19 protein-coding genes are annotated in these 18,304 nt (G+C 73.8%); 5 read left to right on the plus strand and 14 right to left on the minus strand.

Going from position 1 to position 18,304, the window contains the following annotated elements; translation table 11 throughout:
* Window positions 1–2 precede the first annotated feature (2 nt).
* From PVK74_RS04065 to trxA, 7 genes are all read right to left on the minus strand, one after another.
* The gene (locus tag PVK74_RS04065; protein WP_043324664.1) at window positions 3–713 is read right to left on the minus strand and encodes a polyamine aminopropyltransferase; all 711 of its coding nucleotides are present in this window, start codon (window positions 711–713) and stop codon (window positions 3–5) included.
* Window positions 714–794: 81 nt separating this feature from the next.
* On the minus strand, window positions 795–1,403 hold the full coding sequence (locus tag PVK74_RS04070; RefSeq protein ID WP_043324663.1) for a class I SAM-dependent methyltransferase: 609 nt from the start codon (window positions 1,401–1,403) through the stop codon (window positions 795–797).
* Entirely contained in the window at window positions 1,342–2,238 is an 897-nt protein-coding gene (locus tag PVK74_RS04075) for a sulfite exporter TauE/SafE family protein (RefSeq protein WP_274478222.1), read from the minus strand. Before PVK74_RS04075 ends, PVK74_RS04070 begins: the two co-directional genes overlap by 62 nt.
* On the minus strand, window positions 2,235–2,819 hold the full coding sequence (locus tag PVK74_RS04080) for a rhodanese-like domain-containing protein (RefSeq protein ID WP_064446201.1): 585 nt from the start codon (window positions 2,817–2,819) through the stop codon (window positions 2,235–2,237). Before PVK74_RS04080 ends, PVK74_RS04075 begins: the two co-directional genes overlap by 4 nt.
* Window positions 2,820–2,904: 85 nt before the next feature.
* Complete coding sequence (locus tag PVK74_RS04085) at window positions 2,905–4,302, minus strand: MBL fold metallo-hydrolase (RefSeq protein WP_274478223.1); 1,398 nt, start codon at window positions 4,300–4,302, stop codon at window positions 2,905–2,907.
* Window positions 4,303–4,464: 162 nt separating this feature from the next.
* Window positions 4,465–4,734, minus strand: a complete 270-nt coding sequence (locus tag PVK74_RS04090; protein ID WP_013285930.1) for a metal-sensitive transcriptional regulator — start codon at window positions 4,732–4,734, stop codon at window positions 4,465–4,467.
* 55 nt (window positions 4,735–4,789) lie between these two features.
* Window positions 4,790–5,143 carry a thioredoxin gene (gene trxA / locus PVK74_RS04095; RefSeq protein ID WP_113973857.1) on the minus strand — a complete coding sequence of 118 codons (354 nt, stop codon included), beginning with the start codon at window positions 5,141–5,143 and terminating at the stop codon, window positions 4,790–4,792.
* A gap of 200 nt (window positions 5,144–5,343) precedes the next feature.
* On the opposite strand from trxA, the gene eccB reads away from it, so the two are divergent.
* Entirely contained in the window at window positions 5,344–6,726 is a 1,383-nt protein-coding gene (gene eccB, locus PVK74_RS04100; RefSeq protein WP_113973855.1) for a type VII secretion protein EccB, read from the plus strand.
* Between the two features lie 22 nt (window positions 6,727–6,748).
* On the opposite strand, the gene PVK74_RS04105 is transcribed toward eccB, so the two are convergent.
* From PVK74_RS04105 to PVK74_RS04125, 5 genes are read right to left on the minus strand one after another with little or no spacing between them, the layout of a single operon-like run.
* Window positions 6,749–7,354: a class I SAM-dependent methyltransferase gene (locus PVK74_RS04105; RefSeq protein WP_274478225.1), complete on the minus strand. Its 606-nt coding sequence runs from the start codon at window positions 7,352–7,354 to the stop codon at window positions 6,749–6,751.
* Between the two features lie 32 nt (window positions 7,355–7,386).
* Window positions 7,387–7,992 carry a phosphatase PAP2 family protein gene (locus tag PVK74_RS04110; protein WP_069088186.1) on the minus strand — a complete coding sequence of 202 codons (606 nt, stop codon included), beginning with the start codon at window positions 7,990–7,992 and terminating at the stop codon, window positions 7,387–7,389.
* A 22-nt stretch (window positions 7,993–8,014) separates the two neighbouring features.
* Entirely contained in the window at window positions 8,015–8,881 is an 867-nt protein-coding gene (locus PVK74_RS04115; RefSeq protein ID WP_043330209.1) for a carbohydrate ABC transporter permease, read from the minus strand.
* Entirely contained in the window at window positions 8,881–9,840 is a 960-nt protein-coding gene (locus PVK74_RS04120; RefSeq protein ID WP_274478226.1) for a carbohydrate ABC transporter permease, read from the minus strand. The genes PVK74_RS04115 and PVK74_RS04120 overlap by 1 nt, the downstream gene beginning before the upstream one ends.
* Window positions 9,837–11,228, minus strand: a complete 1,392-nt coding sequence (locus PVK74_RS04125; RefSeq protein WP_274478227.1) for an ABC transporter substrate-binding protein — start codon at window positions 11,226–11,228, stop codon at window positions 9,837–9,839. Before PVK74_RS04125 ends, PVK74_RS04120 begins: the two co-directional genes overlap by 4 nt.
* Before the next feature lie 121 nt (window positions 11,229–11,349).
* Here PVK74_RS04125 and PVK74_RS04130 point away from each other — a divergent pair, with 121 nt between their 5' ends.
* Genes PVK74_RS04130 through PVK74_RS04140 form a run of 3 tightly spaced genes read left to right on the plus strand, consistent with a single transcriptional unit; the run spans window position 11,350 to window position 14,539 of the window.
* Complete coding sequence (locus PVK74_RS04130) at window positions 11,350–12,387, plus strand: zinc-binding dehydrogenase (protein WP_274478228.1); 1,038 nt, start codon at window positions 11,350–11,352, stop codon at window positions 12,385–12,387.
* Window positions 12,387–13,205, plus strand: a complete 819-nt coding sequence (locus PVK74_RS04135) for a sugar phosphate isomerase/epimerase family protein (RefSeq protein WP_274478229.1) — start codon at window positions 12,387–12,389, stop codon at window positions 13,203–13,205. Before PVK74_RS04130 ends, PVK74_RS04135 begins: the two co-directional genes overlap by 1 nt.
* On the plus strand, window positions 13,202–14,539 hold the full coding sequence (locus PVK74_RS04140; protein ID WP_274478230.1) for an MGH1-like glycoside hydrolase domain-containing protein: 1,338 nt from the start codon (window positions 13,202–13,204) through the stop codon (window positions 14,537–14,539). Before PVK74_RS04135 ends, PVK74_RS04140 begins: the two co-directional genes overlap by 4 nt.
* A gap of 41 nt (window positions 14,540–14,580) precedes the next feature.
* Here PVK74_RS04140 and PVK74_RS04145 read toward each other — a convergent pair whose 3' ends face one another.
* Entirely contained in the window at window positions 14,581–15,267 is a 687-nt protein-coding gene (locus tag PVK74_RS04145; protein WP_064446192.1) for a CBS domain-containing protein, read from the minus strand.
* Between the two features lie 95 nt (window positions 15,268–15,362).
* Window positions 15,363–17,477, minus strand: coding sequence for a molybdopterin-containing oxidoreductase family protein (locus tag PVK74_RS04150; protein WP_274478231.1), 2,115 nt, complete (start codon window positions 17,475–17,477; stop codon window positions 15,363–15,365).
* A 149-nt stretch (window positions 17,478–17,626) separates the two neighbouring features.
* Here PVK74_RS04150 and PVK74_RS04155 point away from each other — a divergent pair, with 149 nt between their 5' ends.
* Window positions 17,627–18,019 carry a DUF2267 domain-containing protein gene (locus PVK74_RS04155; RefSeq protein ID WP_043324646.1) on the plus strand — a complete coding sequence of 131 codons (393 nt, stop codon included), beginning with the start codon at window positions 17,627–17,629 and terminating at the stop codon, window positions 18,017–18,019.
* The last annotated feature ends 285 nt before the right edge of the window (window positions 18,020–18,304 follow it).

The raw sequence follows: 18,304 nt of genomic DNA on the forward strand, positions 1-18,304 counted from the left end.
GATCAGTGCCGGGCCACGTACACGGTGTTCGCCGCCTCCCGGCCCTGCAACGGGTTCGGGAACCGGACGACGTGCGCCACCGAGGTCGGGAACACAGCGGTGAGAGTGCGCTGGAACTCCGGGTCCGGCGGGTCGTTCGACCAGAGCGCGAAGACCCCGTCCGGGTGCAGCAGCGCGGCCAGCCGGCGCAGCCCGTCGACCGTGTAGAACGCGGCATGGCTCGGGTGCAGCACCTGACGGGGGGAGTGGTCCACGTCCAGCAGCACCGCGTGGAAGCGGCGGCCCGGCTCGTCCGGGTCGAAACCGCCGTCGGCGACCGCGGCGAAGAAATCCGCCCGGACGAACCGGGTACGCGGATCGGTGGCCAGCCCGGCGGTGAACGGCAGCAGGTCCCGGCGGTGCCAGTCGATCACGTCCTCGATCGCCTCGACCACGAGCAGCGAACGCACCCGGGGATCCTCCAGCGCGGTCCGTGCCGTGTAGCCGAGGCCGAGCCCGCCGACCACCACGTCCAGCTCCGTGCCGGTCAGCGCGGCCAGTCCGAGCCGGGCCAGCTCGATCTCCGCCACCGGGAAGGCGCTGGACATGAGGTACTCGTCATCGAGCTTCACCTCGTACACCTCGGCGCCCAGCGCCGGGTCGCGCCGCCGCCGCAGGCTGATCTCGCCGATCGGCGTCTCCCGCCAGGCCAGTTCCTCGAAGCGCGCGCCCACCCGGTGTCCTCTCCGCCGATCCGTCCCCGGATGCTACCGGCCGGTGCCGGCCCGGCCCGGCGAAACCACGGCGCGTGGCGCTCAGTCGGCGGGGCGGGTGGCCACCACGACCGTGTCCAGCGCGTCCACGGCGCCGCCGTCGCTCGTCGGGACCGGCCGGCGGGTGGTCTCGGCGCGCTGGACCCGCAGCCCGGCCAGCCCGTCGACCACCGCCTCGGGCGTGAGCAGGACGGCGGGGTCCTGCGGGCCGCCGGTGCCACCGGTGAGGTTGGCCAGGTCGTGCCCGACCACCACGAGCGTGCCGCCGGGGCGCAGCGCGGACTTCGCCGCCGCGAGCACGCCGGCGAACTCGGCGGCGGGCAGGTGCAGGTAGCTGATCAGCACCAGGTCGTAGCTGTTCGGCACCGGCCGGTACGCGGTCACGTCCGCTACCCGCCAGTCGACTGTCACGCCCCGCGCGGCGGCCATCTGCCGCCCCCGCTCGACGGCCACGGTGGAGAAGTCCACCGCGTTGACCCGCCAGCCCTGACCGGCCAGCCAGACCGCGTTGCGTCCCTCGCCGGCCGCGATGTCCAGCGCCGACCCGGGAGTCAGCCCGGCGACCGACTCGACCACGAAACGGTTGGGCTCAGCGCTCCACACCAGCCCGGGCGTGTCGGCGTACCGGCTGTCCCAGGTGCTGCTGTCCACTGTGTCCCCTTCCTCGGCGGGCCCACACCGCCATGGTGACCGTACCGGCCGCGGCAAGCGCTCCCACGGTGAGTCCCCAGATCAGCGGCAGCTGCTGGGCGAGCACGAACACGCCCATCACCACGACGAACCAGCCGAAGCCGCGACGCAGCACGTCGGCCGGGATCCGCCCGGCGAGCCGGCCACCGAGCAGGCTGCCGACGACCGCGGCGGCGGTGACCGCGCCGGCCAGCCCCCAGTGGATCTGCACGCTGGACAGGTAGCCGGCCAGGCCGGCGAACGACTTCAGCGCGATGACGACCAGCGAGGTGCCGACCGCCACCGGCATCGGCAACCCGCCCAGCAGGGCCAGAGCCGGTACGACCAGGAAGCCGCCGCCCGCGCCGACCAGGCCGGTGACCAGCCCGACGACCACGCCGTCCCCGACCACCCGCAGCATCGGCAGCTCGTGCGGCTTCGACCGGCCCTCGGTGGACCGGCGGCCCCGGAGCATCGCGACCGCGGTGGCCAGCATCATCAGCGCGAACCCGGTGAGCAGGACGCTCGCCGGCACGAACTCGGCCAGCCGGCCGCCCGCGTACGCGCCGGTCATGCCGGCCACGCCGAAGATGAGCCCGGTGCGCCAGCGGACCCGGTCCGCGCGGGCGTGCGGCAGCACGCCCACCGCGCTGGTCACGCCGACGACGAGCAGCGAGGTGGCGATGGCCTCCTTCGCGGGCAGGTCGGCGACGTAGACCAGCAGCGGCACGGCGAGGATCGAACCGCCGCCGCCGAGCAGACCCAGCGTCACGCCGATCAGCACCGCGCCGGCCAGCGTCAGCGCGAGGGTGGTCACCTGCGGCTCCCGTCGCGCAGCTGCCCCACGATCGTGTCCAGGTCGCAGCTCGCGCCCCGGTTGTACGGCAGCTTGCTCAGCAGCATGCCCATGGCGCAGGTGTTTGTGAGCGCGGCGAACGTGAGGCCCGCGCCGATGAACGCGGCGACCCACTTCAGGCCCGGCACGAACACCGACCCGAGGATCGCGGCGAGCACGATCGAGCCGGCGACGAGACGTACCTGGCGCTCCAGGTCCCAGCGAGCCCGGCCCTGGTTGACCGGCGCGTTCGTGGCCTGCCAGGCCAGCATGCCGCCGTCGAGCACCTTGACGTTGGGCAGGCCGACGGTGCCGAGCGCCTGACCGGCCTGGCCGGCCCGGACGCCGGAGCGGCAGATCAGCACCACGTCCTCGTCCAGGTGGCTGCGCAGCTCCGCGCGGTGCTCCCGGAGCAGGTCCAGCGGCACGTTGTACGCGCCGGGGATGTGCGCCGCCTCGAACTCACCGGGCGTGCGCACGTCGAGCATCCGGGGCGTACGGCCGGCGGCGATCAGTTCGCGCAGCGTCGCCGCGTCGATGGTGGTGGGGGTGGTCGTGGTCATGCTCTGTCTCCTTCAGCGGGTGTTTTCGGGCACGGTCGAGCGCCGGCCGGCGCAGGGGCACGCCGGCCGGGCGCTCGGGGAGAGGTCAGGCGCTGGGCGCCATGCGTACGCCGGCCGCCTCGGCCCGGCCGTACGAGTCGTCGATCAGCACCACGTCGCGGCCGGCGTTGGCGAGCAGGGACGCGGCGGCGGTGGCCCGGTAGCCGGAGCCGCAGTGCACCCAGACGGTCCCGGCGGGGATGTCGGCGAGCCGCTTCGGCACGTCCGGCAGCGGCACGTGCACCGCGCCGTCGATGTGCCCGGCCTTCCACTCGCCTGTCATCCGCACGTCGAGGACGACCTGCGGCTCGGGCAGCCCGGCCGGCGTCTTCCCGGCCTGCGCGGCGGCCAGCGCGTCGAAGTCGGCCACGGCCATCTCGCGCAGCTGCGACGGGTCGCCGGTCCACTGCTCGGGCTCGCCGGTGGCCTGGGCGGCCGGGCGGTCGATGCCGATGCGGACCAGCTCCCGCTGGGCGTCGGCGACCTGCTCCGGGGTCTGCGCCAGGAACGTGATCGGCACGCCCCAGTCGATCAGCCAGCCGAGCCATGTCGACATCGGCCCGTCCAGGCCGAGGCTGACCGTGCCGGCCAGGTGCGAGGCCGCGTACGCCTTGCGGTGGCGCAGGTCGACCACCCACTCGCCGGCGGCGATGCGGCGGCGCAGCTCGTCGGCGTCGGCGCGGGTCACCGGAGTGAGGTCCACCGGGGCGGGACCGGCGGCGTTCGCGACGCCCATGTGGGCGTAGTACGCCGGGTAGGCGTCCAGCCCGGCCAGCGTCTCGGTGACGAACTGGTCGGCGGCCAGCCGCAGCACCGGGTTGGCCTGCTTCTCCCGGCCGATCGTCGACTCGGGGGCGTCGGCCTGGCTGGCCGAGCAGAAGCTGCCGAAGCCGTGCGTGGGCCACACCTGCGCGCCGTCGGGCAGCAGGTCGGCCAGCTTGCGCGCGGAGGCGTGCTGGTGGTGCGCCAGCTCGTGCGCGTACTGCTGGCCCAGCAGGTCGGTGCGGCCGGTGGTGCCGAACAGCAGCGAGCCGCCGGTGAACACGCCGGCCGGCGTCCAGTCGCCGTCGCGCTCGTCGAGCACGTACGACAGGTGGTGGAACGTGTGGCCCGGGGTGCCGAGCACCCGCAGCCGCATGGTGTCCGAGACCGGCACGGTGTCGCCGTCGGAGACCGGCGTGCGGTCGAACTCGACGGTGTCGGCGGCGGCCACCAGGTACTGCGCGCCGGTGATCCGGGCCAGCTCCAGGCCGCCGGAGACGTAGTCGTTGTGGATGTGCGTCTCCACCACGTGGGTGATCCGTACGCCCTTGGCGCCGGCCAGGTAGAGGATGCGGTCGATGTCGCGCTGCGGGTCGACCACGATCGCCACCCGGCCGTCGGAGGCCAGGTAGCTGCGGTCGCCGAGCGAGGAGGTCGCGATGACGGACACGTCGAGAGTCATGTCGTTTCCTCTCATTGCCTATATACCCCGGGGGGTATGTGTGGGACAGTCTGCGGCCCGGGTTCTCCGGGCAGTGGTTTACCCACCCGCGCCGCGGTCACACGGCGCGGGCGGGGCTCAGCCGGTCGGGCGGGCGGGACTCAGTCGGTCGGTCGGGCGCCGTCAGGCCAGGGACAGGAAGAGCTTCTCCAGCTCCTCCTCGGTCATCTCCGGCTCCTCGCCGGCCTGGCGGGCGGCGTCGCAGTAGCGCATGCCGGAAGCGATGATCTTGAAGCCGGCCCGGTCGATGGCCTTGGAGACCGCGGCGAGCTGGGTCAACGCGGCGCGGCAGTCCTCGCCGTTCTCCATCATCTCGATGACGGCGTTGAGCTGCCCCCGGGCACGCTTCAGTCGGGTCAGCGCCTCGCCGGTCATCTCGGGTCGAAGATTCACGTCCCACCTCCTGCGTTCGAACATACCCCAGGGGGTACCACTGTCGCCACCCCGATCAGACGCCGGCCTGGGCCCGGACCTCGTTCATGTCGAGGTCACGCACGGCCCGGATCAACTCCTCCAGCCCCGCCGTCGGCAGAGCGCCCGGCTGGGCGAACACCAGCACGCCGTCCCGGAACGCCATGAGCGTCGGGATCGACCGGATCTGGGCGGCCGCCGCGAGGGTGGGCTCCGCCTCGGTGTCGACCTTGCCGAAGACGATGTCCGGGTGCTGCTCGCTGGCCTTCTCGTAGACCGGCGCGAACGCCCGGCAGGGACCGCACCAGGCGGCCCAGAAGTCGACCAGGACGATGCCGTCCCGGTTGACGGTCTCCGCGAAGTCGGTGGTGGTCAACGCCACGCTGGCCATCAGTACCTCCGTGATTCGGGTTCTGCATGTGTAACACACCCCCGGGGGTATCCATTCCGGGTGGGGTGGCCCTGGCCGCCTTGATCGACTCCAGCTCGGGGAGGGGGTGGGGTCCGGGCCGGTGAGGGACACGCAGGGTCGCCGGGGCATCGACGGAGCGCTTATCCTGTGCGCCGACCATCCCGGCGGGAAGGGACACGATGGCGTCGCGGCAGGACCAGCTGCACTCGTACCAGTTCACCGTCCAGCGGGCGGTCGCCGCGCTCGTCATGCGGGAGACGGACCCGCCGCAGTCCCCGTTCCGCCGGCTGGCCGGCGCCGGTCTGGCCAGCGTCCTGGTCGCCGCGATCGCGCTCGGCGGCGTCGCCCTCTACGGCCTGTTCACCGGCGGCGGTGACTCGTGGCGCGAGACCGGCGCGGTGATCGTGGAGAAGGAGTCGGGCGCACGGTTCGTCTACCGCGACGAGAAGCTGCACCCGGTGTTGAACTACGCCTCCGCGCTGCTGATCATCGGGGCGGAGCAGCCGAAGACGGTGCTGGTCGGCCGCCGCGCCATCGAGGGGGTGCCGCGCGGTCTGCCGCTGGGCATCGCCGACGCGCCGGACTCGCTGCCCGCGCCGAACCGGCTCGTCCGCGACGCGTGGACGCTCTGCTCCACGGATGAGGGCGAGACCGGGCGCGGCGCGGCCCGGTCGGTGCTGCTGATCGGGCGGCAGGCCACCGGCGGCCGGGCGCTCGGCGACCAGGGGCTGCTGGCACGGCACCCGGACGGCGGCCTGCACCTGCTCTGGCACGACCGGCGCTACCTGCTGCGCGACACCGACCGGGTGCTCGCCGCGCTGGCCGCCACGCGGGAACGGGCGGTGCCGGTCGCGGCGGCGCTGCTCAACACGCTGCCGGCCGGTGCCGACCTGGTCCCGCCACCGGTCGGTGACCTCGGTGAGCCGTCCGAGCGGGTCACCGGCGCGAGCGTGGGTGACGTGTACCTGGTGCGCAACTCCGGTGGCGGGCGGCAGTACGCGGTGGCGCAGCGCGGCGGGCTGGCCGGCATCACCGAGTTGCAGGCGGCGCTGCTGCTGGCCCGCACCGGCCAGGGGGAGCCCGAACCGATCACGCTCGGCCGGTTCGCCGCGCTGCCGAAGCTGCCCGGTCTGGTGCCCGGCGGGCCGACCGCGCCGCCCGCCGTACCGCCCCGGCTGGCCGCCGCCGAGAACGGTGCGATCTGCGCGCTGGCCGGGGACGATGCCGGCGTACGCGAGATCCGCGTCGGCGTCACCGCGCCGGACCTCGCCGCCGCCACGCGGACGCCCGGCGGCCGGGCCGGGCTCGCCGACGAGGTGCTGGTGGAGCCGGGACGTGGCGCGCTGGTGGAGGCGGTGTCCGCGCCGGGCGCGAGCGGCGGCACGGTCTGCGTGGTCACCGACCTGGGGCGGCGGTACGCGCTGACCGGCGCGGACGTGCCGGGCATGCTCGGCTACGCCGGGGTGCGTCCGGCGCGGCTGCCGGCGGGCCTGGTGGACCTCCTGCCGGCGGGCAGCCCGCTCGACCCGGAGGCCGCCCGCACCGTCGCCGCACCCGCGTGAGCCCTGGTCGGCAGGAGAAGGGTCAGTCGGCGGGGCGGCGCAGCACGCTCACCGCGAAGTCGGCGTCGTCGCGCCAGGGGCGCAGGTCCCAGGTGGCGAAACGGTGCTCGGGGCGCAGCCCGGCGGCCACCGCGTCGGCGTCCAGGTCGCCGACCGGGTAACCCCGGTCGGTGGCGAAACCGATCACCACCAGGCCGTCCGGGCGCACGTGGGCGGCGACGCGGGCCAGCACGTCGCGTTCGGTGCCGGGGGCGACGAAGACCATCACGTTGCCGGCGAGCACGGCGGCGTCGAACGGCTCGGCCTCACCCTGCGCGGCCAGGTCCAGCTCGGCCAGGTCGGCGACCAGGAAGCGGGGGCCGGGGTGGTCGGCGCGGGCCGCCTCGACGAGTGTCGGGTCGGCGTCCACGCCGACGGCGTCGTGCCCGCGTGCGGCGAGCGCGGCGGCGACCCGGCCGGTGCCGCAGCCGGCGTCCAGCACGCGCGCGGCCGGCGGTACGAGCGCGTCGAGCAGCCGCGCCTCACCGGACAGGTCGGCGCCTTCGGCGGCGAGCTGGCGGAAGCGGTCCACGTACCACTGCGAGTGGCCGGGCTTCGTGTCGGTCACCCAGCGGGTCGGCTTGCCCATGAGGCCACCGTAGCTGATCTTGTGGCGGCGGGTCAGGCGAGCGCCAGGAACGTGCCGGCGGCCAGCGGTCCGCCGAGCGCGACGCCGGCCAGCACCTGCGGCCAGGTGTGGTCGACCAGCCGTACCCGGGACCAGCCGACCGCCGCGACGAGCGCCCAGCCGAGGTTCGCCGCCGGCCCGGCCAGCGGCACCAGCACGGCGACGGTGGCGGCGGCGACCGCCGCGTGGATGCTCAGCTTCCACCAGTGGTTCACCAGCGCGCACGCCGCGCCGACCACGAAGACCACCACGATCACGGCGAACAGTTCGGCGGGCGCGCGGACCGCCGCCAGCAGCAGCAACCCGGCCGCGACCGAGGCCAGCCCGATCGACAGCGGCCGGGCCCGCTGGGTGCGGTCGCCGACGTGCCGGTCGGTGAGCCGCCCCCGGCGTACGCCGTGGACGAGCACGCCGATCGGGATGACGGCGCAGAACGTGAGCGCGATGCCGCCCCAGAGCAGGAACTGGCCCGCCGAGCGGCTGACCCGGGCGGCGGCGATCAGCGGCAGCGCCGTGACCAGAACGGTCGGGGCGAGCGCCTCGGTGAGCAGCCGGGCCAGTCGGGTGCCGGCCGGTCGGTCCTCCCGTGATGCTCGCACCCGATCATCCTGGCACGGACGCTCAGCCCTTCTCGGCCCCGCTGGTGAGTCCCTCGGTGAGCATTCGCTCCCCGGCGAAGAACAGCACCACGATCGGCAGCGTGAGGATGACCGAGCCGGCCATCAGCACGGTCTTGGGCACCTCGACGCCGTCGGCGAGCAGCGACAGCCCCAGCGACACGGTCCACCGGTCGGGCCGGTCGACCAGGAACAGCAGCGCGAACAGGTACTCGTTCCAGGCGATCATGAAGTCGTACAGCGCGACGGCCATCACCGACGGCGCGGCGAGCGGCAGGCTGACCCGGCGGATGATGCCGAGCCGGCCGGCGCCGTCGATCGCCGCCGACTCCTCGAGGCTGACCGGGATGGTCTCGAAGTAGTTCTTCAGCATGTAGACCGACACCGGCAGTGTCTGCGAGATGTAGACGAGCACCAGGCCGGTCAGCGACCCGCGCAGCCCGGCCCGGGTGAAGACCACGAACAGCGGGATCGCGATGACTATCGACGGGAACAGGTAGACCGCCAGGAACAGCGCGCTGACCTGGCGTCGGCCGAAGAACCGCAGGCGGGACACCGCGTACGCGCCGGGAATGGCGATCACCAGGGTGAGCGCGGTGGCGGCGAGCGCCACCAGGCCGCTGTTGCGGATGAACGTGAGGAAGCCCTGGCCGCCGTCGGAGACGGATTTCAGCACCTCCGCGTACGTGGCGACGGTCAGCTCGCCGAACGGCACCCACAGCGAGCCGGGGTCGAGCAGCAGGCGTTCGATCGGGCGTACCGACAGCACCAGCATGTACCAGAACGGCAGCAGCGTGACCACCAGGAACCCGGCGATCACCAGCCGGCGCAGCCAGCGCAGGCTGACCGTCTCGATCCGGTCCCGGTCCATCACGCCTCCCGTCGCGCGCCGAAGAAGCGCAGGTAGATCGCCACGAACACGAGCAGCACCACGGCGAGCACGACGGCCTGGGCGGCGGCCGCGCCGATGTCGGTACGGGCGGTGAGGAACTGGTAGACGCGGACGCTCACCACCTCGGTGCCGGCCGAGCCGCCGGTGAGCAGGTAGACGTCGTCGAACTTGTTGAACGTCATGATGAACCGCAGCACGCCGATCAGCGCGATCACCGGCATGAGCTGCGGCAGCAGGATGTGCCGGAACCGCTGCGTGGGCGTGGCGCCGTCGACCCGGGCAGCCTCCTCCAGTTCCGCCGGGACGGCCTGGAGCCGGGCCAGCAGGAACAGGAACGCGAACGGGAAGTAGCGCCACGCCTCGAACGCGATCACCGTCCACAGCGCGGTGGACTCCTGCGACAGGAACGGCACCGGCTGATCCCAGCCGAGGAAGCGCTTGCCCCAGTCGTTGACGATGCCGAGCTGCGGGTCCAGCATCACCTGCCAGACGAACGTCATGGCGACCACCGGCGCCACGTACGGCAGCAGCATCGACGCGCGGACCAGCGTGCGGCCCCGGAACGGCCCGCGTACGGCCAGCGCCGCCACCAGGCCCACCACTATCGAGCCGGCGGTGCCGCCGACGCTGTAGAGCACTGTGGTCCAGAGCGTGTCGGCGAACCCGGGGGTGTGCAGCACCCGGTCGATGTTGTCCAGTGTCAGCTCGCCGAACAGGCCGGTCTTGCGCAGCGTCGCCAGGCGTACCCGCTGGAAGGCCAGCACCACCGTCCAGACGATGGGTATGCCGATCACCGCGAGCACGACGAGCAGGGTCGGGGCGACCAGCGCGAGCCCGGCGCGGGACTCGCGGCGGCGCAGCGTCAGCGGGCGGCGGCCGGGTCGGCGGGGTCGCTCCGGGGTGGGGGAGCGGCCGGCCTCCGGCGCGGTGGTGGTCAATTGACGCCCTTGGCTATCGCCTCGACGTCCTTGCGGGCGCGTTCGGCGGCGGCGCGGGCGTCGGACTTGCCGCCGACGACGTCGGCGAGCGCCTTGGGCACTGGTAGTTCACCCAGGATGGCGCCGACGAGCTTGCCCTGGTTCTCGGTCAGGCCCCAGCGCTGGAACGTGTCGGGGCTGCGCCGCAGGGTGGCGAGCACGTCCTCGCCGTAGACCTCGGACAGTGGCTTCTTGGTGTCCACGCCGGCCGGGCTGGTGTTCCAGGCGGTGCGGAACTTCTGCTTGTCCTCCGGCGTGCCGGTGCGCACCGGGAAGCGCCCCTCGGGGGACATGCCGAACCAGCGCGGGTAGCCGTCGGAGAGCATGTACTCCACGAACGACTTCGCCGGGTCGGCCGCGCCGTCGAGCACCGACCAGGAGCTGACCTCGCCGTACTGGGCGGGCTCGGTGCCGTTCGGGCCCTTGATCGCGGTGACGAACCCGCTGTTCTTGGCCAGCCACGCCGGGTCGGACTGGCACTGCGGGCAGGTGGGACGGGCGTCGGCGCGCAGCCCGGCCAGCTCGTCGAGGATGAACGGCGACCAGATCAGCATGGCCGCCTTGCCGGCGAAGTAGGTGGCCCGGGTGGTGTCGACGTCCTGGGCGCCCTTGACCGAGTTGTTGCGCATCAGGTCGCCGTAGAAGCGGAACGCCTCGACGCACTCGGGGGAGTCGAGAACGACCTTGCCGGAGTCGTCGGTGAGCCGGCAGTTGTTCGCCAGCGCCAGGTGCTCGAACGTCTGCTGGGTGAACACGTCACCGGGGGCGGTCGCCGCGGTGATGCCGGCGACGCCGCCGGTGTTCAGCTTCGCCGCGGCGGCGGCGATCCTCTCGTACGTGTCGGGCGCCGGCAGGCCGGCGGCGTCGAACAGGTCCTTGCGGTAGACGAGCAGCTGGCCCCACCCGTCGCTCGGTACGGCGAGCTGCGTGCCGCCGTCGCTGGTGAGTTCCAGCGCGCGCGGGGTGAACGTGTCCCGGCCGAGCCGTTCGACGACGGCGCCGTTGGCGTCGGCGTCCACCAGCTCGTTGGCGGACAGCGTGCGCACCCCGGCGAGCGAGACCGAGCCGACCACGTCGGGCAGGTCGCCGGCGGCGGCGCTGGAGGCGATCAGGGACGGGAACTGGTCCTCGTTGACGGTGACGAGGTTGACCTGGACGCCGGTCTTGGCGGTGTAGTCGGCGATGATCGCCTTGGTGGCGGCGACCCGGTCCGCCACGTCTTCCAGGCTCCAGACGGTGATCCGGGAACTGTCGGATTTCTGCCCGTCGTCGCTGCATGCGGCCACGCCGGTCCCGGCCAGTGCCAGGATCAGGCTGATTGCGAGCCGCCGTGTGGAGGGTGATGACATCGGTGGCACTCCTCTCGAAAGAGTACGGCCTGCCGCTAATACCCATCGATTCGTCAATGTAATCACATATGCCCATTTTTTGGGTTAGAATCGAGGCCGGCACTTTCTTCGGAGCGACGCCATGAGCAACTGGGTTGTCTCTCTGGCCGGGCCCCGGCACGTACGCCTGGAGCCCTGCCCCGCGGACCGGCTCGGTCCGGGCCAGGTCCGCGTCCGCACCCACTACTCGGGCATCTCCGCCGGCACCGAGCTGACGCTCTACCGGGGCAGCAACCCGCGACTGCGCAAGGACTGGGACGCCGGCGCCCGCATGTTCGTGCCCCGCCAGGCCGGGTCCGCGTACCCGGTGGTGGGTTTCGGTTACGAGGAGGTCGGCGAGATCGTCGAGGTCGCCACCGACGTCGCCGGGCGGCGGCCCGGCCAGCTCGTCTGGGGCATCTGGGGGCACCGCGCCGAAGCGGTGCTGTCCGCCGCGGCGGCGCATCCGCTGCCGCCCGGCATCGACCCGCTCGCCGCCGTCTTCGCCCGCCCCGGCGCCATCGCGCTGACCGCGGTGCTCGCCGGTGACCTGCACCTGGGCGACTGGGTGGGCGTCTTCGGGCAGGGCGTGATCGGGCTGCTCGGCACGCGCCTCGCGGTGCTCTCCGGCGCCCGCGTGGTAGCCGTCGACCGGATGCCCGGGCGGCTCGCGCACGCCACCGGGCTCGGCGCCCGCCGGACGGTCGACGCCGCCGCCGAGTCGCCCGCCGCCGCGCTGCGCGCCGACACCGGCGGCCGGGGCGCCGACGTGTGCCTGGAGCTGTCCGGGTCGTACCCGGCGCTGCACGAGGCGATCCGGGCCACCGCCCACGCCGGCCGCGTCGTCGCGGCCGGCTTCTACCAGGGGTACGCCCACGGGCTGGAACTCGGCGAGGAGTTCCACCACAACCGGATCCAGCTGGTGGCCGCCCAGGTCTCCGGGCCGGACCCGGCGCCCGGCACGGCCGGCCGGTGGTCCGGGACCCGGATCGCGGACACGTTCATGGACCTGGTGGCCGAGGGCAGCGTCGACCCGCTGCCGCTGGTGAGCCACGTCGTCGACGCGGGCGCGGTGGCCGACGCCCTGGCGTTGCTCGACCGCGGTGACGGTGACGTCCTCCAAGTGGTGCTGAGGTTCTGATGGACATTCCGCTCGCCTGCCAGGAGCAGTTGCTCCCCGGCGCCGACCTGATCGGGAAGTACGCCCTCGCCGTCTCCCTCGGCTACCAGGGCATCGAGCTGCGCGGCCGGGGTGACCTCGCGCTGGCCGGGCGGCTGCCGGAGCTGCGCCGCGCCCGCGCCGCCGGCGTGGTCATGCCGACCGTCTGCGTCGAGATGGACCACTTCGTCGGCGACTTCGACCCGGGCCGATCCCGCGACGCGGTGGACAACCTGCGCTCCCAGCTCTCGGTGATCGCCGAGCTGGGCGGCGTCGGCGCGATGACCCCTGCCGCGTGGGGCATGTTCTCCCGCCGGCTGCCCCCGTTCGAACCACCACGCTCGGCCGACGACGACCGGCGGGTGCTCGTCGACGCCCTGGGCGAGCTGGCCGGGCACGCCCGCGCCGAAGGGGTCACCGTGTTCCTGGAACCGCTCAACCGGTACGAGGACCACATGGTCAACCGACTCGACCAGGCCGTCGAGCTGTGCCGCGCGGTCGGCTCACCGGCGCTGCGGGTGGCCGCCGACACGTACCACATGAACATCGAGGAGGACGACCCGCACGCCGCGCTGCGCGCCGCCGCGCCGTACCTCGGGCACGTGCAGGTCAGCGACTCCAACCGGCACCAGCCCGGCGCGGGGCACCTCGACTGGGCGGCGCTGCTGGCCACGCTGGACGCGATCGGCTACACCGGCTGGCTCGCGCTGGAGTGCCGGCTGCGCGGCGAGCCGGTCGCCGCGCTGCGCCAGGCCGCCACCGCGCTGGCCCAGGCCCGTCCCCGGCGGGCCGCCGCATGACGCTGACCACCGGGGTACGCGCCGACGCCGACCGTCACGCCCGGCTGCGCCGCCTCGCGCTGGCCACCCTGGACGCCAACTGGGAACACGACCACACGGTGCCCTCCCGCACGCTCTACCCGCACCAGTGGAGCTGGGACTCGGCGTTCATCGCGATCGGCCTGGCCCACGTCCGCCCCGACCGGGCCTGGCGGGAGCTGCGGACGCTGTTCGCCGCGCAGTGGATCGACGGGCGGGTGCCGCACATCGTGTTCAACCCCGCCTCCCGTGCCGGGCCGTACTTCCCCGGGCCCCAGTTCTGGGACTCGGCCCGCGCCGACGGCGCCCCGGCCCGCGCCACCTCCGGCATAGTCCAGCCGCCGGTGCACGCCCCGGCCGCCTGGCTGGTGCACCGCCGCGCCTCCTCCGAGGCGTCGGTGGCCGCGCTGCGGCGGCTCTACCCGAGGCTCGTCGCGCAGCAGCGCTACCTGACCGGGCGGCGCGACGCGGGCGGCGGCGGGCTGGCCGCGATCGTGCACCCGTGGGAGTCCGGACTGGACAACAGCCCGGCCTGGGACGCGCCGCTGGCCGGGGTGCCCGCCGACGAGGCGGTGATGCGCGCGTACCGCCGGCACGACACCGCGCACGCCGACGCGGCGCAGCGCCCCACCGACCTGGACTACGCGCGCTACGTCGCGCTGGTGGAGTCGTACCGCGCCGGCCGCTACCGGGACGAGGGGCTGCTCGGGCGGCACCCGTTCCTGGTGGAGTGCCCGCTGGTGAACGCCGCGCTCGGCGTCTCCGAGTACGCCCTCGCGCGCATCGCCTCGGTGATCGGCGCCGACCCGGGGCCGCACCGGGACCGGGGGGCCCGGATCACCGAGGCGATCGTCACCCGGCTCTGGGACCCGGTCACCGGCACGTTCCGTCCCCGCGACGTGCGCGCCGACCGCCTCGTGCCGGCCCGTACCGTGCTCGGGCTGATGCCGCTGGCGCTGCCCGAACTGCCCGCCGCGCAGGTGTCGGCGGTGCTGGCCGAGGCGTGCTCGCCGCGTTTCGGGCTGGCCGCCCGGATGGACCGGCCGCTGCCCACGTACGACCGCACCGCCCCGGACTTCGAGCCGCTGCGCTACTGGCGCGGGCCGAGCTGGATCAACACCGGCTGGCTGCTCTGGCAGGGTCTGCGTACCCACCGACGGGCCGACCTGGCCGCCGGACTGCGCGAGTCGCTGCTCGACCTGGTCGACCGGGCCGGCTGCCACGAGTACTTCCATCCGGACACCGGCGCCGGACTCGGCTCACCGGCGTTCAGCTGGACCGCCGCGCTGGTGCTGGACGCGCTCGCCCAGGAGTGACACCGGTGGGCGCCGGGTGGACCGACGCGGGCCGGCCAGGCTCAGGCGACGCCGACGCGCAGGGCCGCCATCGGGGCGTCGTCGATCGCGTAGCCGAGCGCGTCGACCACCTCGACCACGCCGCTGACCTGCCGGGCCAGCCGCACCGCGAGCTGCGCCGTGGAGCGTCGCTCCACCTGCCCGGTCAGCGTCACCACACCCCGCTGCACCGTCACGTCGACCACGCCGTCGCGCACGCCGAGGCTGCGCCACAGCACCTCCTCGACCACGTCGCGCCGGATGCCGGCGTCCGGGCGCAGGTGCACCTTGAGCAGGTCACCGCGGGTGACGATGCCGACCAGACGGCCGAGGTCGTCGACCACCGGCAGCCGCTTCACGCCGCGCGTGTCCATCAGCCGGGCCGCCTCCACGATCGTGGCGTCCGGCGTGATCGTGACCGGCGGAGCGGTCATCAGGTCGGCGGCGAGCGTCGCACCGGCCTTCGCCTGCGCCTCGCGGCGGTGCCGGTCGGGCAGGATCCGCCGCTCCCGGGGCTGCCCCAGCAGCTCCACCTTGTACATCAGGTCCGCCTCGGACACCACGCCGAGCACCCGCCGGGTCTCGTCCACCACCGGCGCCGCCGTGACGTGCCGGTCGGTCAGCACGTCGACGATCTCCCGGTACGCCGTGCCCTCCCGTACCGACGCCACGTCCCTGGTCATCACGTCCTGCACCTGCCACGTACGCATGGCGAACCTCCCTGTGTCCGCCCCCGACGCTAGGCCGCGGCGACGGGGGAGGAGCAGGGGCGCAATGACCAGGTCAGGGGGCCGGAGGTCCCGAATCACCCAGCTGCTACCGGCTCGGCGACCTCGTCCAGGGGCGGCTCGGCGGTCAGTAGGGCGGCCGGCACCGGCTCGACCGCCACCCGGCAGTCGTGGAACGTCGGCGCCTCGCCCAGGTCGGTGTCGCGGACGCCGGTGACCGCGTTGACGGTGGAACGCCCCGGGCTGCGCCGCGCCCAGTACGCCTTGTACGTGAACGCGCACCCCGGCCGGGTCGCCTCGTCCACCGCCACCGCGGCGAGGAACGCGCCCCGGTCGTTGTGCACGCGCACCGCGTCGCCGTCGGCGAGCCCGTGCGCCGCCGCGTCGGCCGGGTGCAGGTGCAGCCGCGGCGGCCCGGCCCGGCGGGTGTGCCAGGGCAGCGACGCGAACGTGGAGTTCATCAGGTAGCGGTTGGCCGGGGTGAGCAGCGTCAGCGGGAACCGGCGGGCCAGTTCCGGGTCGGCCGCCTCGGCCGGTGGCGTGTACCCGGGCAGCGGGTCCACCCCGAGCGCGGCGAGCGCCGGGTCGTGCAGCCGGGCCCGCCCGTCCGGGGTGGGGAAACCACCAGCGGCGTACGGCGCGGACCCGACCGGCACGCCGGTGAGCCGGGCGTACGTGCGTTCGCGCAGCTCCTCGTACGTGATCGGCGCGCCGGCCAGCAACTGCCGGGCCAGGTCCTCGTCGCTGTCCGAGAACGCCGGGTGGTCGATCCCGAGCGCGGCGGCGATCCGCCGGAAGATCTCGGTGTTCGGCAGCGCCTCGCCCGGCGCGCGGGTGACCGGCAGGTTCAGCGTCGTGTAGTGGTGCCCGTAGGACGTCTGCAGGTCCAGGTGCTCGGGCTGCATGGTGGCCGGGAGCACCACGTCGGCGTAGTCGCAGGTGTCGGTCCAGCGCTGCTCCAGCACCACTGTGAACAGGTCGGCGCGGCCCAGCCCGGCCAGCAGCCGGGCCTGGTCCGGCGCGGTCGCCGCCGGGTTGGCGTTGAACACCACGAGCGAGGTGACCGGCGGGTCGGCCTCCCCGGTGAGCACGGTGGCCAGCCGGCTCATGTTCAGCGTCCGGGCCGGTGGGGCCGGCATGCCGGCCGGCCGGATCACCGGACCGTTGTCGATGCGGTGGTGGCCGCTGGTGGTCACCAGCGCCCCGCCGCCGGGGTACCGGAAGTCGCCGGTGACCAGCGGCAACGCGCAGATGGCCCGGATCGCCTGCCCGGCGCCGTGGTGCCGTTGCAGGCCCAGCCCGACGCGGATCGCGGTGGGCCGGGTGGTGGCGATCCGCTCGCCGAGGCGGCGTACCACCTCGGGCGGCAGGCCGCACTCGGCGGCGGCCCGCTCCACCGGCCAGTCGTCGAGCCGGGCGGCCAGTTCCGGCCAGCCGGTGGTGTGCGCGGCCAGCCACGCCTCGTCGGCCGCCCCGGCGTCGCGGACGTGGCGCATCAGCCCGAGCGCGAGCGCCGCGTCGGTGCCGGGTAGCGGCGCGACGTGCTCGTCGCTGCGGGCCGCCGTGTCGGTGCGCAGCGGGTCGATCGTCACCACGTACGCGCCGCGCTCGCGGGCCTGCTGCACGAACGGCCACAGGTGCAGGTTGGTCACCAGCGGGTTGGCGCCCCAGAGGACGATCAGCTCCGCCTCGACGATCGACTCCGGTTCGAAGCCGACCGAGGCGCCGTACAGCGAGCGCAGCGCCGCCCGCGCCGCCGCCGTGCAGATGGTGGTGTCCAGCCGGGACGCGCCCAGGTGGGCGAAGAGCCGGGGTCCCATGGTCCAGCCCTGGACCAGGCCCATCGTGCCGGCGAAGTAGTAGGGCAGCACCGACTCCGGGCCGTGGAGTTCGATGCTGGCGCGCAGCCCGGCGGCCACCCGCTCCAGGGCCTCGTCCCAGCTCGCCGGCCGGTACGCGACCCGTCCCGCGCCCTTCGGGCCGGTGCGGACCCAGGGCGTGGTGAGCCGGTCCGGCCCGTTCACCGCGTCCAGGTAGCGGTTCACCTTGCCGCAGAGCGCGCCCCTGGTGAACGGGTGGTCGCGGTCGCCGCGCAGCCCGACCGCGACGCCGTCGGAGACGGTGAGCTGCCAGACGCAGGTGTCGGGGCAGTCCAGCGGGCAGGCGCCGGGATGGGTGGTGACGGGGGCCATGGGCCGGATGTTACTCCCGGTTCGTGGTGCGGCAGCCACTCGTGGTGACCGGCCGCGGGCCGGGGGCGTTTGGCCGGGGTGGAGGCGGGTACCCGCCGGGGCCGACCGGTGCGGGCGTGGTGCCCGCCGGCGGCGAGGGGAGGGGTGGGATGCGGTTCCCCCTGTTCGTCGAGGCGGTGGCGCGGCGGTCCGAGTTGCCGTCCGACGAGGCCGCGACCATCTCCCGGGCGGTGTTGCAGACCCTCGCCGAGCGGGTCACCGCGGACGAGACGGCCGACCTGGCGGCGCAGTTGCCGGACGACGTCGGCGGCTATCTGGAGCCGGGTGGGATCGCTGTGACCGGCGGCGCGGTGGACTTCCTGTACCGGGTGGCCGAGCGTGCGGCGGTGGATCCGGCGGTCGCCGAGGTGGGCGCGGTGGCGGTGCTCGCCACGCTGCGCGACACGGTGACGGTGGGGGAGTTCCAGGACCTCGTCGCGCAGCTTCCGAAGGGCTTCGACGCGATGGTGGACCCGATCCCGCGGCCACCCTACGATGTCTGAGCAGGCTCCCCGCGATCCGGGTTGAGCTGCGGCACCGGGGCCGCTCCGACGAAGATTCGACTGCCAGAAAGTATTTTCACCGTAAAATAACTCGTCGGCGTTCGCGTACGCTGTAAAACGTCTACGCGCTAGAGGGATGATCGGACGGATTCCTCCGTCCGAGGTTCCAGGACGTCTTCCTCCCTTCGGCTCAAGCCGCATCGATGCTCTTCCGGCGCGGTGATTGAGCAATATTCTGCTTCCAATGTGAAGTCCTGGGGGGGATCAATGATCACATTCGTCGAT

It is taken from the genome of Micromonospora chalcea, assembly GCF_028768405.1.
Lineage (GTDB): Bacteria > Actinomycetota > Actinomycetes > Mycobacteriales > Micromonosporaceae > Micromonospora > Micromonospora chalcea.

Excerpts from the sequence above, each read along its gene's own strand:
- PVK74_RS04080 (WP_064446201.1), bottom strand. The coding sequence starts at position 2,819 with ATGACCACGACCACCCCCACCACCATCGACGCGGCGACGCTGCGCGAA.
- PVK74_RS04085 (WP_274478223.1), bottom strand. The coding sequence starts at position 4,302 with ATGACTCTCGACGTGTCCGTCATCGCGACCTCCTCGCTCGGCGACCGC.
- trxA (WP_113973857.1), bottom strand. The coding sequence starts at position 5,143 with ATGGCCAGCGTGGCGTTGACCACCACCGACTTCGCGGAGACCGTCAAC.
- eccB (WP_113973855.1), top strand. The coding sequence starts at position 5,344 with ATGGCGTCGCGGCAGGACCAGCTGCACTCGTACCAGTTCACCGTCCAG.
- PVK74_RS04105 (WP_274478225.1), bottom strand. The coding sequence starts at position 7,354 with ATGGGCAAGCCGACCCGCTGGGTGACCGACACGAAGCCCGGCCACTCG.
- PVK74_RS04115 (WP_043330209.1), bottom strand. The coding sequence starts at position 8,881 with ATGGACCGGGACCGGATCGAGACGGTCAGCCTGCGCTGGCTGCGCCGG.
- PVK74_RS04125 (WP_274478227.1), bottom strand. The coding sequence starts at position 11,228 with ATGTCATCACCCTCCACACGGCGGCTCGCAATCAGCCTGATCCTGGCA.
- PVK74_RS04130 (WP_274478228.1), top strand. The coding sequence starts at position 11,350 with ATGAGCAACTGGGTTGTCTCTCTGGCCGGGCCCCGGCACGTACGCCTG.
- PVK74_RS04135 (WP_274478229.1), top strand. The coding sequence starts at position 12,387 with ATGGACATTCCGCTCGCCTGCCAGGAGCAGTTGCTCCCCGGCGCCGAC.
- PVK74_RS04140 (WP_274478230.1), top strand. The coding sequence starts at position 13,202 with ATGACGCTGACCACCGGGGTACGCGCCGACGCCGACCGTCACGCCCGG.
- PVK74_RS04145 (WP_064446192.1), bottom strand. The coding sequence starts at position 15,267 with ATGCGTACGTGGCAGGTGCAGGACGTGATGACCAGGGACGTGGCGTCG.
- PVK74_RS04150 (WP_274478231.1), bottom strand. The coding sequence starts at position 17,477 with ATGGCCCCCGTCACCACCCATCCCGGCGCCTGCCCGCTGGACTGCCCC.
- PVK74_RS04155 (WP_043324646.1), top strand. The coding sequence starts at position 17,627 with ATGCGGTTCCCCCTGTTCGTCGAGGCGGTGGCGCGGCGGTCCGAGTTG.